At 71.7% G+C, this 15,186-nt stretch carries 15 protein-coding genes; 7 read left to right on the top strand and 8 right to left on the bottom strand.

Translation table 11 applies throughout. The features are described from left to right. Positions 1–31: 31 nt before the first annotated feature. Together AB0J40_RS34775 and AB0J40_RS34780 are read left to right on the top strand one after the other, a co-directional pair. Entirely contained in the window at positions 32–394 is a 363-nt protein-coding gene (locus AB0J40_RS34775; protein WP_364461818.1) for a DoxX family protein, read from the top strand. Beyond that, entirely contained in the window at positions 391–1,269 is an 879-nt protein-coding gene (locus AB0J40_RS34780; RefSeq protein ID WP_364461821.1) for an RNA polymerase sigma-70 factor, read from the top strand. Before AB0J40_RS34775 ends, AB0J40_RS34780 begins: the two co-directional genes overlap by 4 nt. A 6-nt stretch (positions 1,270–1,275) precedes the next feature. Here AB0J40_RS34780 and AB0J40_RS34785 read toward each other — a convergent pair whose 3' ends face one another. After that, positions 1,276–2,244, bottom strand: coding sequence for a transcriptional regulator (locus AB0J40_RS34785; RefSeq protein ID WP_364461824.1), 969 nt, complete (start codon positions 2,242–2,244; stop codon positions 1,276–1,278). A gap of 212 nt (positions 2,245–2,456) precedes the next feature. Between AB0J40_RS34785 and AB0J40_RS34790 the strand changes: the two genes are divergently transcribed. Both AB0J40_RS34790 and AB0J40_RS34795 read left to right on the top strand, forming a co-directional pair. Beyond that, positions 2,457–2,912, top strand: coding sequence for a hypothetical protein (locus tag AB0J40_RS34790; RefSeq protein WP_364461827.1), 456 nt, complete (start codon positions 2,457–2,459; stop codon positions 2,910–2,912). A gap of 70 nt (positions 2,913–2,982) precedes the next feature. Beyond that, on the top strand, positions 2,983–5,277 hold the full coding sequence (locus AB0J40_RS34795) for a LuxR C-terminal-related transcriptional regulator (protein ID WP_364461830.1): 2,295 nt from the start codon (positions 2,983–2,985) through the stop codon (positions 5,275–5,277). Here AB0J40_RS34795 and AB0J40_RS34800 read toward each other — a convergent pair. From AB0J40_RS34800 to AB0J40_RS34830, 7 genes are all read right to left on the bottom strand, one after another. Next, positions 5,274–6,086 carry a hypothetical protein gene (locus tag AB0J40_RS34800; RefSeq protein WP_364461833.1) on the bottom strand — a complete coding sequence of 271 codons (813 nt, stop codon included), beginning with the start codon at positions 6,084–6,086 and terminating at the stop codon, positions 5,274–5,276. The genes AB0J40_RS34795 and AB0J40_RS34800 overlap by 4 nt on opposite strands. Continuing rightward, a complete protein-coding gene (locus tag AB0J40_RS34805) occupies positions 6,083–6,712 on the bottom strand; it encodes a hypothetical protein (protein WP_364461836.1) in 630 nt (209 codons plus the stop codon). Before AB0J40_RS34805 ends, AB0J40_RS34800 begins: the two co-directional genes overlap by 4 nt. Before the next feature lie 48 nt (positions 6,713–6,760). After that, complete coding sequence (locus AB0J40_RS34810; protein ID WP_364461838.1) at positions 6,761–7,717, bottom strand: hypothetical protein; 957 nt, start codon at positions 7,715–7,717, stop codon at positions 6,761–6,763. 286 nt (positions 7,718–8,003) lie between these two features. Next, entirely contained in the window at positions 8,004–8,582 is a 579-nt protein-coding gene (locus tag AB0J40_RS34815) for an ATP/GTP-binding protein (protein ID WP_208608335.1), read from the bottom strand. Continuing rightward, a complete protein-coding gene (locus tag AB0J40_RS34820; protein ID WP_086680729.1) occupies positions 8,563–8,934 on the bottom strand; it encodes a DUF742 domain-containing protein in 372 nt (123 codons plus the stop codon). The genes AB0J40_RS34815 and AB0J40_RS34820 overlap by 20 nt, the downstream gene beginning before the upstream one ends. Continuing rightward, positions 8,931–9,356 carry a roadblock/LC7 domain-containing protein gene (locus AB0J40_RS34825; RefSeq protein WP_364461841.1) on the bottom strand — a complete coding sequence of 142 codons (426 nt, stop codon included), beginning with the start codon at positions 9,354–9,356 and terminating at the stop codon, positions 8,931–8,933. Before AB0J40_RS34825 ends, AB0J40_RS34820 begins: the two co-directional genes overlap by 4 nt. Positions 9,357–9,408: 52 nt before the next feature. Beyond that, positions 9,409–11,820, bottom strand: coding sequence for an ATP-binding protein (locus tag AB0J40_RS34830; RefSeq protein WP_364461844.1), 2,412 nt, complete (start codon positions 11,818–11,820; stop codon positions 9,409–9,411). Positions 11,821–12,454: 634 nt separating this feature from the next. Here AB0J40_RS34830 and AB0J40_RS34835 point away from each other — a divergent pair. Genes AB0J40_RS34835 through AB0J40_RS34845 form a run of 3 tightly spaced genes read left to right on the top strand, consistent with a single transcriptional unit; the run spans position 12,455 to position 15,185 of the window. Beyond that, complete coding sequence (locus tag AB0J40_RS34835; RefSeq protein WP_364461847.1) at positions 12,455–13,846, top strand: fatty acid desaturase; 1,392 nt, start codon at positions 12,455–12,457, stop codon at positions 13,844–13,846. Continuing rightward, complete coding sequence (locus AB0J40_RS34840) at positions 13,846–14,034, top strand: ferredoxin (RefSeq protein WP_364461850.1); 189 nt, start codon at positions 13,846–13,848, stop codon at positions 14,032–14,034. The genes AB0J40_RS34835 and AB0J40_RS34840 overlap by 1 nt, the downstream gene beginning before the upstream one ends. Then, positions 14,031–15,185 (top strand): FAD-dependent oxidoreductase, encoded by a 1,155-nt coding sequence (locus tag AB0J40_RS34845; protein ID WP_364461853.1) that lies wholly within the window; start codon positions 14,031–14,033, stop codon positions 15,183–15,185. The genes AB0J40_RS34840 and AB0J40_RS34845 overlap by 4 nt, the downstream gene beginning before the upstream one ends. Position 15,186 lies beyond the last annotated feature (1 nt).

A 15,186-nucleotide genomic window follows, 5' to 3' on the forward strand; every position in this document is an offset into this window, starting at 1 on the left:
TGTCTTGAGGCCGACCGTGGAAGGAGACCTCATGAACACCGCACTCTGGATCGCCGCCGCACTGCTCGCCGTCGTCGCCCTCACCGGGGGCGTCACCAAGGCGTTCGTGCCCCAGGTCAAGCTCGCCGCCCACCCGGGCGGCGCGTGGACGGGCGAACGCAGCGCCGGCTTCGTCAAGACGCTCGGTGTTCTCGAGCTGCTGGCCGCCGCCGGCCTGATCCTGCCCGCGGCCCTCGGGGTCGCCCCGATCCTGGTCCCGGTGACGGCCGCCTGCTGGGTCCTGCTCATGATCGGGGCCATGACCACCCACCTGCGGCACGGCGAGGCGAAGTTCGCCGCGCTGAACCTGGCCTACCTCGCCGTCGCGGTCTTCGTCGCCTGGGGACGCGCGTGACCGCCACCGAAACCTTCGTCGCCCACCGCAACCTGCTCTTCACCGTCGCCTACGAGATGCTCGGCTCGGCGGCGGACGCGGAGGACGTCCTGCAGGAAACCTGGCTGCGGTGGGCCGACGTCGACCTCGGCGAGGTCCGCGACGAGCGCGCCTACCTGGTCCGCATCACGACGCGGCTGGCGCTCAACCGGCTGCGCACGATGAAGCGCCGCAAGGAGTCCTACGTCGGCCCCTGGCTGCCCGAGCCGCTGCTCACCGCACCGGACGTCGCCGAGGACGTCGAACTCGCCGAGAGCGTGTCGATGGCGCTCATGCTGGTCCTCGAGACGCTGGCGCCGACCGAGCGCGCGGTGTTCGTGCTGCGGGAGGTGTTCGAGTTCGGCTACGACGAGATCGCCGCCGCGGTCGGCAAGACCCCGGCCGCGGTCCGCCAGATCGCGCACCGCGCCCGCAAGCACGTCGACGCCCGCCGCCCGCGCGAGACGGTCTCCGCCCGCGAAACCCGCGCGGTGCTGGAGTCGTTCCAGCGGGCGCTGGCCACCCGCGACTTCCAGAGCCTGCTCGACGTGCTGGCCCCGGACGTGGTTCTGCTCAGCGACGGCGGCGGCGTCAAGCAGGCGGCGCTGCGGCCGGTCGCCGGCGCGGACAAGGTGGTCCGCTTCATGTCCGGCGGTATCGGCCGCACGGACGCGGTGCTCACCAGCGGGTTGACGGTGGTCAACGGCAACCCGGCCCTGGTGCTGAACCTGAACGGCGAGCTCGACGGCGTGATGGCGGTCCGCCTCGACGGCGGCCGCATCAGCGGGCTGTACTACGTGCGCAATCCGGAGAAGCTCACCCGGGTGGAGTCGGAGACTTCGCTGACCCTGCGGTGAGCGCGGTCAGACGTGGGTGGGGCTGAGGATGTAGGCGGTGATGTGTTCGGCGAGGGTGCGGACCGCCGGGTGGCCGAGGTGTTTCTCGGCTTCGAGCTTGAGCGGCCGCAGGCGGTCCTTGGTCCGCACGGACTTGAGCATCTCGGCGGCATCGACGGCCTCGGTGCCGATCCGGGCGCCGCGCTCGAGGTCGCCGTCGATCAGGTGGGCGTGGGCCAGCATCGCCAGGCAGAACGCCCGGCTGCGGGCCATTTCCGGGCCGTACCGGGCGACCGCCTCGGTCAGCGCGGCGATCGCCGTGCGGGCGTGGCGGGGCCGGCCGCGCTGGGCCAGCTCGGTCCGTACCGTCCCGGTCATCGCCGCGACGTCGGTCTCGGTGAAGAACCGCGCCCAGTCCGGCGGGTCCGCGGGCCCCGCCGCCTCGAATTCGTCGGCGGCCCGCCCGAGCAGGGCGAGCGCGAGCTGTTCGTCGCCCTTGCCGGCGTACGCCCACGCCTGGTTGGCGCTCAGGATGCTCGCCGCCAGCCCGGAGCCGCAGCGCCGCGCCGCCAGCCTGCCGTGCTGGAACTGCGCCAAGGCCTCGTCCGCCGCGCCGTGGTGCAGGTGGATGCGCCCGCGGCGGTAGCGGATGTTGGCCGCGAGCTCGTCGTTGCCGCCGTGCTCGGCCAGCGCGAGCGCCAGGTCGAGGTGGTGGTGCGCGGCGCCGCTGTGGCCGCTGTCGAAGCTCGTCCACGCGGCCAGGTTGTGCAGGTCGGCGACCGCGGAGAACAGCCGGGTCCGCACCGCGTCCGTGGCCGCGCCCAGGAGCTCGTGCCCGCGGTGGATCCGGACGAGCACGGCGTCGCGGCACATCCCGCCGCCCGCCGTGTAGTCGACCGCGCGCAACGCCCTCGTCTGCGCCTCCAGCTGCTCGACGTCGGGCGGCCCGGGGCGGTCGGGCCGGGCCCGGCGGACGGTGAACTCGGCTTCGGTCATGGCGACGTCTCCTGGCAGCACCGTTTCGTGGCCGTAAACCTTACTCGCCGCTCCGGGCTCCGGCGACCGCCGCGGCGGCGGAGGGTAGCGCCGCGGGCGCGGCACGTGACCGCCGGGACAGGTATGGGTTCAGGTACTTGTACGGGTGCGGTGCCGCGGGCCCCGGCGCAAGCTTGACCGGCCCCCGATGACCGCAGGAGGTCGGAAAACCCATGGTGCACGGCCGGTCGCGTCCCCTCCTCCGGGTCGTTCCCCCCGCGAGCGCCCCGGAGCCGCGACCGGCCCCCTCGGGTCCGCGCGACCGCTACGCCGACCTCGACGACCGGCGGCTGGCCGCCATCCTGGCCGCCGAGGACACCGCGGAGGAGCACGGCCTCAACCCGCACACCCGCAGCACCTGCTACGTCCACCGGTGCTGGGCGCACCAGTGCGTCGGCGACCCGCTGCACGTCCTCGTCGTCACCGGGCACCGGTGGTGCCGCCGCTGCGAGTGCCCGGTCGACGTCGCCGTCGACGAGACCCCACCCGGCGCCGTGCACCTGTTCTGCCCGCGCTGCGGCCAGGCCGGCTCGGCGGCCAACCGCGAAGTCCGCCAGGCCTGCCGCACGAGCCTCGCCGCGATGCACGGCGGCGACACGCCGACGCTCTACCGCATCCCGGACGCCTGACCTCCGCGAGGTTGCTTCCTCCGAGGGGCTTGCGTTGACCGGCCCGCGCGGACGTCCTTACGGTGCTCGGGTGGGCAAGGCCGGCACGACGTGGGGGAAGGGCAACCTGCCCGCCGACACCACGAGCTTCGTAGGGCGCAAATCGGACGTTTCCGAGGTCAAGCAGCTGCTGACGCGGGCGCGGCTGGTCACGTTGACCGGGGTCGGCGGCGTCGGCAAGACGCGGCTGGCCGTCCAGACGGCCGCCGGGCTCTCGCGCGCGTTCCCCGACGGCGTCTGGCTCGTCGAGCTCGCCGGGCTGCAGGACCCGGCGCTCGTCGCGCACACCGTGCTCGAGGCGCTGGGCGTCCACGACGAAACCGGCCGGAAGCCCGCGGCCGTGCTCGCCGAGCACCTGCGCGACCGGCGGCTGCTGGTCATCCTGGACAACTGCGAGCACGTCCTCGACGCGTGCGCGACGCTGGCGCACGACCTGCTGCGGGCCGCGCCGGGCCTGCGGCTGCTCGCGACCAGCCGGGAACGGCTCGCGCTGGCCGGCGAGCACCTCTGGCCGGTGTCCCCGCTGCCGCTGCCCGAGCCCGGCCGCCCGCTGCCCGGCGGGGCCTGGCTGCGCTACCCGGCGCTGACGCTCTTCGCCGAACGCGCGGCCGCCGTCGACCCCGGGTTCGCCGTCACCGCGGAGAACCAGGAGCGCGTCGCGCAGGTGTGCCGGCTGCTGGCCGGCATCCCGCTGGCGATCGAGCTGGCGGCCGTCCGGCTGCGGGTGCTGACGCTGGCGGAGCTGGAGTCCGGCTTGGACGACTGCTTCCGGCTGCCGGGCACGGTGAAGCGCGGCGGCGAGCCCCGGCACCAGACGCTGCTGGCGGCCGTCGACTGGAGCTTCGCGCTGTGCAGCGCGGCCGAGCGACGGCTGTGGGCCCGGACGTCGGTGTTCGCCGGCGGCTTCGACCTGCCGGCGGCCGAACGCGTCTGCGCGGGCGAAGACGTCCGGGCCGGGCTCGCCGGGCTGGTCGAGAAGTCCGTGCTGATCCGCGAAGCCGGCCGGTTCCGGCTGCTGGAGCCGTTGCGGCAGTTCGGCCGGGCCAAGCTGGCCGAGTCCGGGGAAGCGCCCGAGGCGTTGCGGGCGATGCGGGACCACTACCTCGAACTGGTGGTGTGCGGCGAACGGGCGTGGTTCGGCCCGGAGCAGGCCGAGGTTTTCCGCCGCACGCGGGCGGAGCACGCGAACCTGCGTGCGGCGCTGGACTACAGCCTGACGGTCCCGGGCGAGCTCGAAACCGGCCTCCGCTTCGCCTCGACGCTTTGGTACTACTGGGCGGGCTGCGGGGTGTTCGGCGAGGGCCGCCACTGGCTCGACCGCGCGCTGGCGCTTTCGCCCGAACCGGGTGCGTCGCGGGCGAAAGCGTTGTGGGTCAACGGGTACGTGGCGACCCTGCAGGGCGACAACGCGGGCGCGATCGCGATGCTGGAGGAGTGCCGCGCGTACGCGAGCCAAGCCGGCGACGACGTGGCGCTGGCGTACGCGACGCATAGGCTCGGCTGCAACCTGCTGGTGGGCGACGACGTCGGCGACGCGAAGGCGCTCTTCGAGGAGGCGCAGGCGCGGTACCGGCAGCTCGGCGAGCTGAACAGCAACGTGATGCTGGCGGGCATCGAGCTCGCGGTGGCGTCGGTCTTCCTGGGCGACCTCGACCGCGCGGGCGAACTGTGCGAAGAGGCGTGCGCGACGGGCGACGCCCACGGCGAGCAGTGGGCCCAGGCGTACGCGACCTTCGTCCAGGCACTGGTGGCACTGGGCCGCGGCGACTTCACCCGCGCGGCCGAGCGCGGCCGGCATTGCCTGCGCGTCAAGCGGAAGTTCCACGACCTGCTGGGGATCGTGCTGGCGATCGAGGTGCTGGCGTGGAACGAGGCGGCCCGCGGCCACTGGGAGCCGGCGGCGACGATGCTGGGCTCGGCCCAGCCGATCTGGCAGGCGGTCGGCTTCCCGATGTTCGGGTCGAGGTACTTCGGCGCCCCGCACGGGGAGTGCGAGAGGACGGCCCGCCAGGCACTGGGGGAGGGCCCGTTCACGGCGGCGTTCCGCCGGGGCCGCGAGTTCGGCTTGGAGGAAGCGATCGCGTACGCACTGGGGGACACGAGCCCGGCACCGGCGCCGGGCCCGTCGCGGGTGACACCGTTGACCGACCGCGAGCGCGAGGTGGCGGTGCTGATCGCGGACGGGCGGTCCAACCAGGAGATCGCGGACAAGCTGGTGATCTCCCGCCGGACGGCGGAGGGCCACGTGAACCGGATCCTGCGGAAGCTGGGGTTCGATTCACGCAGCCAGATCGCTGCTTGGGCGGCGCAGGTCTCGCGGCTCTAAACGAGCCGGCTGTCCCAATCGGCGAACGACGCCACCAGCTCCTCCGGTGCCCCGATGTCCTTCAACCGCCGCAGCTGGTCCTCGATGTAGTACCGGTACAACGGAACCAGCCCCGCCGCCAGCTCCGGCCGCAGCTCGTCCGCGTCCAGCGGATGCCCCTCCCGGACCCGCAAAGCCAACCGCACCAACGACTTCGCCGAGGCGTCCGGCTGGGACAGGTACCACTCGATCGCCTCGTCGTTGTTCGCCGCGCGGCCCGTCTCCAACGTTCCCGAGTACAGGAAGCGGACCGGGAACAGCACCGCCTTCGTGAACCACACCGTGTCCACGAGCAGCCGGCGCGGCGCGCGGAACTCCGCGGTCACCTCGGGCGTCGCCAGGACCGTGATGGCGAAGGAAGCGCTCTCCAGCAACAGTTCCGACGCCGCCGGGCGGGCGATCTCCGCCAGGACGTCCGAACCCAGCAGGACCACGCCGTGGTCGGCCAGCTGGAGGCGGTCCAGTGCCGGGAAGCGCCCGTCGTCGCGGCCTTCGCGCAACGCCGGCAGCGAGGCCCAGAACACCGAAAGCTTGCGGTGCACCGGACTCCGCTCCTGCAGGGCCGCCGTCGTGTCCGCGATCGACGCGCCGTCGGCGTCGGTCAGCACCAGCGCCAGGTCGATGTCGCTCGCCGCCGGGGAGTAGCCGCCGTAGGACAGGCTGCCCAGCAGGTACGCGCCGATCAGGCGCTCTCCCAACGCTTCCTGGTACGCGCGGGCGGCTTCCGCGGCGATCTCGCGGGCGGCCGCGGCCGGGTCGGTGCTCGTCACGCCGCCACCGTATCGCGGCGGGCGCACTCGGCGATCCGGTCCGAGACGACGCCGATCACCTGCCACGCCCGGTCGAGCACCGTGACGACGTCGTCGACCGTCCAGTCGCTGCGCCGGCGCAGCAGCTCGTAGCCCATCTCCAGGTGTTCGACGTCGGCTTCGTCGTGCAGGTCGAAGTATTCGTCATCGGGGAACGCCCGCGTGCCCGCCTGGCTGAACACCAAGCTGCCCGCTTCGAGGGCCAGATGCGCCAGCACCGCGCGCTGCACGCCGGGCAGGATCCCGAACTGGTCGACGAACCACGACGCGCCCGCTTCGATCACCGGGTCCCAGACCGGCTGCCGGTCGTCCGCGCGGCTGCGGGCGAGGATCTTGTCGTGCCCGATCTCCTCTTCCTGGTGCTCCAGCGCCAGGGCGCGCAGCTCCGGGTCGCTCTCGAACGTGACGCGGGCGCTGATCATCCGCTGGAAGGCGTTCGACCACGGCTGCAGGTAGGTGAGCACGGCCTTCTTGGTCTCGTCGGTCGTGCTCGCGTCGGTCAGCAGCCGGATTAGCGCCGACCCTTCGTACTCCCGCTGGCGCTGCTCGTTGTGCCGGGCCACGCGCTCGACGTCCTGCTGGGTCACGATCGGCTCCTTACCGTGGTGCTTCGGGAGATCATCTTTCCTGGCACGCTAAGCAAGATCAACAGGCGCGAGCGTCCGGTCGTACACGGGGAACCGGAAGTACGTGGTGACGTCGCCGCGGCGGCCCGCTGTGCGGTAGCTCACCAGCTCGAGGATCCGCGTCCGCGCCGGCGGTCCCGGCGCCAGCGCGGCGGTGAGGAGCCGGAACCGGCCGGGGTCGACGCCTTCGCGGTGCAGCAGCGCGGCCGTCCGGTCGACCGCTTCTTCGTCACTGGCAGCGAGATCCGGCAGGCGCAGGTACGTCGTGGACTCGGCCGCGCGGTCCAGTCCGGACCGGAACGCCAGGCAGCTCAACGCCGCTTCACCAGCGTCTTCCCGGTCACCGGCCAGGATCCGGTACGCGGCGCGCGCGTCTTCGGCGTCGTGGCGCTGCGCGACCGCGGCGACGCTGTTCACTTCGGCCAGGCCGGCGCCGTGGTGACGGTAGTAGACCTTCACGCGCGCTTCGGCCTCGTCGGTCAGGTCCACCGCGAAGAACTCGATTTCCCGGTCACCTTCGACGGTTTCGATCCGGCGGCGGGCATCGTCCCAGGCGTGGGCCATGCCGAGCCGGTCCATCGCTTCGGCGACCGCGATCTCGCGGTGCGCGTGCGGCCACGGGTAGAGCCCGAAGTAGGTCTTGTGGACGATCCGCGACGGGGGGCGCCAGGCGATCGAGTGCCACAGGGGAGCGGGCGACGGGCGGCCCCCGCGCACGGTGAACGTCTCGTGCACCCGCTGCAGCCTGCGGAAACCGCTCTCCGGTGGTGGTGCGACGTCGTGGCCCAGCCCGTCGAACAGCACCCGCAGTTCGGGGTGCGGCCCGGACCAGTTCACCGACATCTCGGCGGGGAACCCGTCGTCCGCCACATAGGACGGCTGGGCGGGCACCGCGCCGATCCGTTCGTGCGCCCACGGCGGGAGGAGCGCGCGCAGCATCCGCGTGGTCCGGACGGACTGCTCCACCGGGACCTCGAGCGCCTCACACGCCGTGGACCAAAGCCCGCACAGAAAGTCACCGAAGAGACGGCCCTGTGCCGGATAGTTTTCCCTTATATATTCAGGAAACTCCGGCTCGCGACTCGTCACGACCGGATGTTATCAGTTGGATGCTTGCTCAACTAAAAAGCTGCACCCGGGTGGTCCAACCAATTGGGCCATGTGGGTTTGCCGGTGTCCGAGGTGGACACGCTCGGACACATCGGACACCGGCACGGTCCGAGGCGGACAGAGACCGGACAAACCGCAGGTCTCAGACCGGCGCGGGCACGATCGTCATGGCGTGCTTGACCAACCGGATCAGCGCGAGCTTGCTCGAGTCCCTGTCACGCGCGTCACACATGACGATCGGCACCCGGTCCGGGACGACGAGGGCCTCCCGGATCTCGTCCGCGGTGTAGCGCGGCGCGTTGTCGAAGCAGTTCACCGCGACGACGAACGGGATCTTCCGGCGCTCGAAGAAGTCGATCGCGGCGAAGCTGGTCTCCAGGCGCCGGGTGTCGACGAGCACGATCGTCCCGATCGCGCCGCGCGCGAGGTCGTCCCACATGAACCAGAAGCGCGCCTGGCCCGGCGTGCCGAACAGGTACAGCACGTGCCGCGGCGAGATCGTGATCCGGCCGAAGTCGAGCGCGACCGTCGTCGTGGTCTTGCGCTCCACGCCGGACAGGTCGTCCACCCCGGCGCTCGCCTCGGTGAGCACCTCCTCGGTGGTCAGCGGCGGGATCTCGCTGACCGAACCGACCATGGTGGTCTTCCCGGCGCCGAAGCCGCCGGCGATGATGATCTTGACCGGCGTGGGGACCAGTTCGTCAGTACTTGATGAGGCCATCGAGAACCGCCTGGAGTGTTTCGAGGTCCGGCGACTGCGCCGGGTGGTGGGCAGGGGAGCGCGTGATGACGAGGCCGCGTTCGATGAGGTCGCCGACGAGCACGCGCACGACCCCCAGCGGGATCTTCACGTAGACCGCGATCTCGGCCACGGACACCGGGTGCCGGCACAGCTGCACGATCGCCTGGTGCTCCGGGCCGAGCCCGGCCGGCTCCTGTTCCGAGCGCAGGGTCATCACCTGCGTGGAGAGGTCCAGCCGCGCGTTGTCCGCGGGCGTGCGGCCGCTGGTGATCGTGTAGGGCCGGACGAGCGGCCCGGCGGCCTCGTCATACCAGCTTTCGTCCCCGCTCACGTGGCCTCCCGCAGGATCTGCGCCGCCTCGCGCGGCGCCGACACCATGTAGTCGCCGACCCGTTTGACCAGGCGGCTCATTTCGTAGGCGATCATCTCGACGTCGACGTCGTCCGCCGCCAGCACGGCGAGGCAGGCGCCCTGGCCGGCGGCGGAGACGAACAGGTAGCCGCGTTCCATCTCGATCATGTTCTGCAGCACCGGGCCGCGGTTGAACTGCTTGCTCACCCCCTTGGCGAGGCTCTGCAGGCTGGAGGCGATGGCCGACAGCTGGTCGGAGTCGTCCTTGCCCATGCCTGCCGACTTGCCGATCAGCAGCCCGTCGGCGGACAGCACGATGGCGTTCTGCGCGCCGACCACGCGGTTCACCACGTCGTCGAGCAGCCAGTTGAGATCGGGTTTGGGGTTCCCGTACTCGTTCATGCGTCAGAGACCTTGACTTTCCTCTGTGGACTTATCGGTGTGCTGTCGCGGACTACGCATCGTCGGAGCCGACCCGCCCCCGGCGAGTGCCCTTGTGGAACGCGGCGAGGGTCCGCGCGGTCCCCTCACCGGGCGCGACGACGTCTTCGTCGCCGTCGTCGGGTTCGTTTTCGAGCTGGGCGACGAGGTTCTGCTGGGGCTCGCGCCGCGGCAGCCGGGGCCGGTCGTCGGCCGTCGGGGGCGGCGTCGCGGGTACCTCGGCGGCCGGCGGTTCCGCGATCGGCGGCGCCGCGGCGGGCACGGCGGGCAGCGGGTCGGGCGGGGTGAGCGCGCGTACCGGGTACGGCCTCGGCTTGGCGTCCCGCTTCATCGGGATCTGGCCGCTGAACGAGCTGGGCGTGTCCATGGAACCGGGTGCGCTTTCTGCTGCCTGCGGCGCGGGTGCGCCCACCGGGGCCAGCACCGCGGTGGTCTCCGCGGGGGACGAGCCGGGTTCCTCGGGGACGCTCCCCTGCTGCCCGGCCAGGTGCTGGGACGGGATGAGCACGGTGGCGCGCAGACCGCCGTAGCGGGACGGGTCGAACGTGACGGTCATGCCGAGCTTCGCCGCCAGGCGCGCGACCACGAAGAGGCCGAGGCTGGAGTCGGCCCGCAGCGCCATCGCGTCGAACTCGGGCGCCTCGGCCATCATCGCGTTGGCCCACTCCCGGACGCCGTCCTTCATGCCGAGCCCCTGGTCCGACACGTCGACGACGACGCCGCGCGCGACCATGCGGCTGGTCACCTCGACCGGCGACCCGGGCGGCGAGAACGACGTCGCGTTGTCGACCAGCTCGGCCACGAGGTGGATCGTGTCGGCCACCGCGGCGCCGACGATCGAGACGTCGGGCACCTGCTCGACCTGGACCCGGGCGTACTGCTCGGTTTCCGAGACGGCCGCGCGCAGCACCTCCATCAGCGCCACCGGCTTGCGCCAGCGGCGGCCCGGCTGCTTCCCGCCGAGGATGATCAGGTTCTCGGTGGTGCGGCGGGCGCGGGCGGCGAGGTGGTCGAGCTGGAACAGCGAGGCCAGCTGCGTCGAGTTGTCCTCGCGGGCTTCCATCTCGTCGAGGATCTGCAGCTGCTGGTGGACCAGGACCTGGTTGCGGTGGGCGATGCCGAGGAACACGTTGTGCACGCCGCTGCGGGCTTTCGCCTCGCTGGCCGCGGCGTTGACGGCGGTCAGCTGGGCGGTGTTGAACGCCTCCGCCACCTGCCCGATCTCGTCGCGGCCGTGGTCGAGCTGCGGGAGCTCTTCCTTCAGGTCGACGGGTTCGCCGTTCTTCAGCCGCTCCACGATGTTCGGCAGCCGGTTGCGGGCGAGGTCGAGCGAGTCGTTGCGCAGCCGCGCGAGGCGGGTCATCAGCGCGCGGTCGACGAGCGAGCGCGACACCCGCACCGCGACGATGATCGCCGCGAGCGAGGCGAGCAGCGCCAGGATGCTGCCGATGATGACGTTGCGCAGCTGGGCGTCACCGGAGTCGATCGCGGCCGCGGAGACCTTGTCCGCCTGGGTGATCGCGAGGTCGTTGAGGCCCTGGGCGACCTGGGTGGTCGCGTTCAGCCAGTCCGATTCGGACACCGGCACGGTGTTCCGCTCGCTCGGCGACCACGGGCCGTGCTTGACGATCGCCTGCTCGGCGGTGGCCAGCTGCTGCCAGGCGGCGCTCTTGGTCAGCGCCCGGTACTTGTCGCGGACGCTCGCGTCGAGGAACGGCTCGATGTTCGTCAGCTGCGTCCGGTAGGTCCCGGACAGCTGCGCGAACTGCGCGAAGTCGTCGGGGGCGAAGGTGCCGGCCGAGAAGGCCGTCGACACGAGCGACGTCTCGCGCGACATGGCGTCACCGGCGCGGAACACCGAGGTCGCGGTGATGCCGCCGGTCGCGGCCTCGGCGTCGGGCACGACGCGGGCCTGGGTGTCGAACAGGTTGGACGCGGTGTCCATCACGCCGTTGTAGTAGCCGTTGACCTGCGCGCGGTCGATGCTGCGGAAGGAGATCTGCGAGCGCAGCACGGGCAGCTGGTCGAACTGGGCCTTCAGCGCGTTCACCTTGGCCGCGATCTCGTCCGGGGCGTTGGAGATCGTCGCGGCGAAGGCGTCCTTCAGCGTGCCGAGCTTCTCGTCGGTCGCCTTCTGCTGCTGCTGGAGCCGGCCCGGGCCGAGCGCGGGGTCGTCCAGGTACTGCAGCGCGGTCTGGCGTTCCTTCTGGAACTCGGCCAGCGCGGACGCGGCGGGGATGGACACCTCGCGCACCGACGCCGCGACCAGCCGGACGTAAACGCCGTTGAAGAGGAAGTAGGAGGAGACCGCGATCCACAGCACCAGCAGGGTCACGCTGGGAATCAGAACGGTCCTGGTCAGCCTTTTGCGGATCGACTTGTCGTACGGCTTGTCCGACTCGTCCTTGGCGTCTTTGTTCTGCACGGCGGTTCACGAACTCCTGAGTGACGGTCGGCGAAAACTCCGGACCCGGACGAGGAAGCGGACACGACGATGGGACACAGCGGCCGCCGTCACCCGTCTTCGCCTCACCCTCCGTGTTGCCGCGGAATCGATCAGGGTCCGTTTTTTACCACGAACCCCCGCCGGGCGGTCGTGCTGACCCGGCGTCCGGACGGTTGTCCGCCGGGCGGCGAACGGCGTTTACCGAACGCGTCCGGTTGATTACGCGCATTTCCTCTGGTAACGGCCCCGGGGGCGATTTCGCGGTGTTGCACGCTGGGCCGAACGGGTGAAAGTGAATTCGTCCGGTCCGCCGCGCCGAGGCGTTCGCGGAGGAGGAAAAACGGGCACGGCGGTTGCCTGCCGGTGCTCCCCGCGGGCGACGCCGCGGAAGCAAAACCCCGTCTCGGGTCGGTCGCCGTGCGGCTCGCTGAACGCCACGGCCTCTCGCCTCTGCGTCGCTGAACCCCGCGTCCTCCGTATCCGCGGCAACGGCCCGGCGCGGTCCTGGCCGGCCACCCCAACTTCGCGCAGGGATTTACATCCACCCAGTTATTGTCAATTGGGTTGGACATCACCTACAGTTCTGTAAACCCAGCCAACGGAGGAGGGTGTCATGACCGCAACCGTGCCCGCCGGGTCGACCGAGCTGTGGCGCGACCGCAAGCGCTACCTGTGGCTGATCGGCCTGGTCGTCCCCTCGCTGGCGTTTCTCGCCATCGGCCTGCACGCCGCCACCGGCTGGGGTGCCTGGTTCTGGATCGGGCCGGTCGTGATCCTCGTGATCGTGCCGGTGATCGACCTCGTCGCCGGGCTGGACCGCGGCAATCCGCCCGACGACGTCATCGAACGGCTCGAGCAGGACCGCTACTACCGCTGGATCACCTTCGCCTTCCTGCCGATCCAGTACGTCGGCTTCGCCGCCGCGTTCTGGCTGATCGCCCGCGGCGACCTGACCGTCGCCGACAAGATCGGGCTCGCGATCTCCATCGGCTGCATCGGCGGGATCGGCATCAACACCGCGCACGAACTCGGCCACAAGAAGGAAAGCCACGAGCGCTGGCTGTCGAAGATCGCGCTGGCGCAGAGCTTCTACGGCCACTTCTACATCGAGCACAACCGCGGCCACCACGTCCGCGTCGCGACGCCGGAGGACCCGGCCAGCAGCCGCGTCGGCGAAAGCTTCTACCGCTTCTGGCCGCGCACGGTCTTCGGCTCGCTGAAGTCCGCGTGGCGCCTGGAGCGCAAGCGCTACGCCCGCCGGAACAAGCATCCCTTCCGGCTCGGCAACGACGTCCTCAACGCCTGGCTGATGTCCGCGGTGCTGTGGGCCGCGATGCTCGCGTGGCTCGGCGTGGGCATCCTGCCGTACCTGGTGATCCAGGCCGTTGTGGGCTTTTCGCTGCTGGAGGTCGTCAACTACATGGAGCACTACGGCATGCTGCGGCAGCGCGTCGGCGCGGAAGGGAGGCGCCGCTACGAACGCGTCGATCCCAGCCACAGCTGGAACTCCAACAACATCGCCACCAACGTCCTGCTCTACCACCTGCAGCGGCACAGCGACCACCACGCCAACCCGACCCGCCGCTACCAGACGCTGCGCGACTTCGCGGAGTCGCCCGTCCTGCCCACCGGGTACGCCGGGATGATCGTGCTGGCGCTGATCCCGCCGCTGTGGCGCCGGGTGATGGACCCGCGCGTGCTCGCCCACTTCGACGGCGACCTCTCGCGCGCGAACATCCAGCCGTCGAAGCGCGAGAAAGTCCTCGCGCGGTACGGAACCCGCGTCACGGCCGTCGTGCCGGAGCACGCCGACACCCACGGCGACGCCACCGAAGGCGGCATGTGCCCGGGCTGCGGGTACGTCTACGACGAGCAGCTCGGCGACCCGCGCGAGGGTTTCCCGGCCGGCACGCCGTGGTCGGCGATCCCGGACTCCTGGTGCTGCCCCGACTGCGGGGTGCGCGAGAAGGTCGACTTCGTCGCGCCGGGCCGGGTGGGTGCGTGATGCGGATCGACGCGGACCGCGCGAAGTGCGACGGCCTCGGCATGTGCGAAGCGATGGCGCCGGACTTCTTCGAGGTGGGTGAGGACGGCACGGTCGTCGTGCTCGACGAGCGGCCCGGCGAAGAGCACCGCCAGGACGTCGCCGCGGCGGTGGACGCCTGCCCGGTCCTCGCGCTGAAGCTGACATGACCCTCGTCGTCGTGGGTGCCTCGCTGGCCGGGCTGCGCGCGGTCGAGTCCGCGCGCCGCACCGGATACCGCGGCCGGATCGTCCTCGTCGGCGCCGAGGAGCACCTGCCCTACGACCGGCCGCCGCTGTCGAAGGCGTTCCTCGACGTCGATGGCCCGTCGGAACTCGAGCCGTTCCACCCGGAAACGGTGCTGCGGAACGAACTCGGCGTCGAGCTGCTGCTGGGCGCGCCGGCGGAAGGTCTCGACACGGGCGCGCGCGAAGTCGCGGTCGCCGGAACGGCCGTGCGCTACGACACCCTGGTCATCGCCACCGGCGCGACCGCGCGCAAGCTTCCCGGCGCGCGCACGCTGCGGACGGCCGAAGACGCCGTCGCGGTGCGTGCCGCGCTGGACGCCGGTGCCCGCACGGTCGTGATCGGTGCCGGGTTCATCGGGTCGGAAGTGGCGTCGGCGGCGCGCAAGCGCGGCCTGCCGGTGACGATCGTCGAGGCGTCGGCCGTCCCGCTCGCCCGTGCCGTGGGGGAGACGGCCGGGGCGGAGCTGGCCGCGCTGCACCACGCGGCCGGCACCGAGCTGCGGCTCGCGGCCGAGGTCACCGAGGTGGCTGGCGACGGCGTGCACCTGGCGAGCGGCGAAGTGCTGCCCGCGGACCTCGTGGTCGCCGGCATCGGCGCGGTGCCGGCCACCGGCTGGCTCGAAAGCAGCGGCTTGACACTGCACGAGCGAGACCGCGCGGTGGTGTGCGACGCGACGCTGGCGGCGGGCCCGCCGGGCGTCTACGCGGCGGGCGACGTCGCCCACGCGCCGAACCCGCTGTTCGACGGCCTGGGCATGCGGCTGGAGCACTGGACGAACGCGGCCGAGCAGGGTGCGGCCGCTGCGCGGCACGCGCTCGACCCCGCGTCCGCCCGGCCGCTCGAACCGGTGCCGTACTTCTGGTCCGACTGGTACGGCAGGCGCATCCAGTTCGTCGGCACCCCGCACGCCGACGAGGTGGTGTCCGCGGGCGGGGTGACGCTCTACCGCCGCGGCGACCGGATCGCCGGCGCGCTCACCGTCGACCGGCCGCGCGAGATCATGAAGTACCGGCGCCGGATCGCGGGCCGGGCGCCGTGGGCTGAAGCCCTGGCTTTCGCGGGCGCCGCCTAGA

Origin of the sequence: Amycolatopsis sp. NPDC049691, from assembly GCF_040675005.1 — a bacterium.
Lineage (GTDB): Bacteria > Actinomycetota > Actinomycetes > Mycobacteriales > Pseudonocardiaceae > Amycolatopsis.

Coding starts and splice junctions, on each gene's coding strand:
- AB0J40_RS34775 (WP_364461818.1), top strand. CDS start 32: ATGAACACCGCACTCTGGATCGCCGCCGCACTGCTCGCCGTCGTCGCC.
- AB0J40_RS34785 (WP_364461824.1), bottom strand. CDS start 2,244: ATGACCGAAGCCGAGTTCACCGTCCGCCGGGCCCGGCCCGACCGCCCC.
- AB0J40_RS34790 (WP_364461827.1), top strand. CDS start 2,457: ATGGTGCACGGCCGGTCGCGTCCCCTCCTCCGGGTCGTTCCCCCCGCG.
- AB0J40_RS34815 (WP_208608335.1), bottom strand. CDS start 8,582: ATGGCCTCATCAAGTACTGACGAACTGGTCCCCACGCCGGTCAAGATC.
- AB0J40_RS34825 (WP_364461841.1), bottom strand. CDS start 9,356: ATGAACGAGTACGGGAACCCCAAACCCGATCTCAACTGGCTGCTCGAC.
- AB0J40_RS34835 (WP_364461847.1), top strand. CDS start 12,455: ATGACCGCAACCGTGCCCGCCGGGTCGACCGAGCTGTGGCGCGACCGC.
- AB0J40_RS34840 (WP_364461850.1), top strand. CDS start 13,846: ATGCGGATCGACGCGGACCGCGCGAAGTGCGACGGCCTCGGCATGTGC.
- AB0J40_RS34845 (WP_364461853.1), top strand. CDS start 14,031: ATGACCCTCGTCGTCGTGGGTGCCTCGCTGGCCGGGCTGCGCGCGGTC.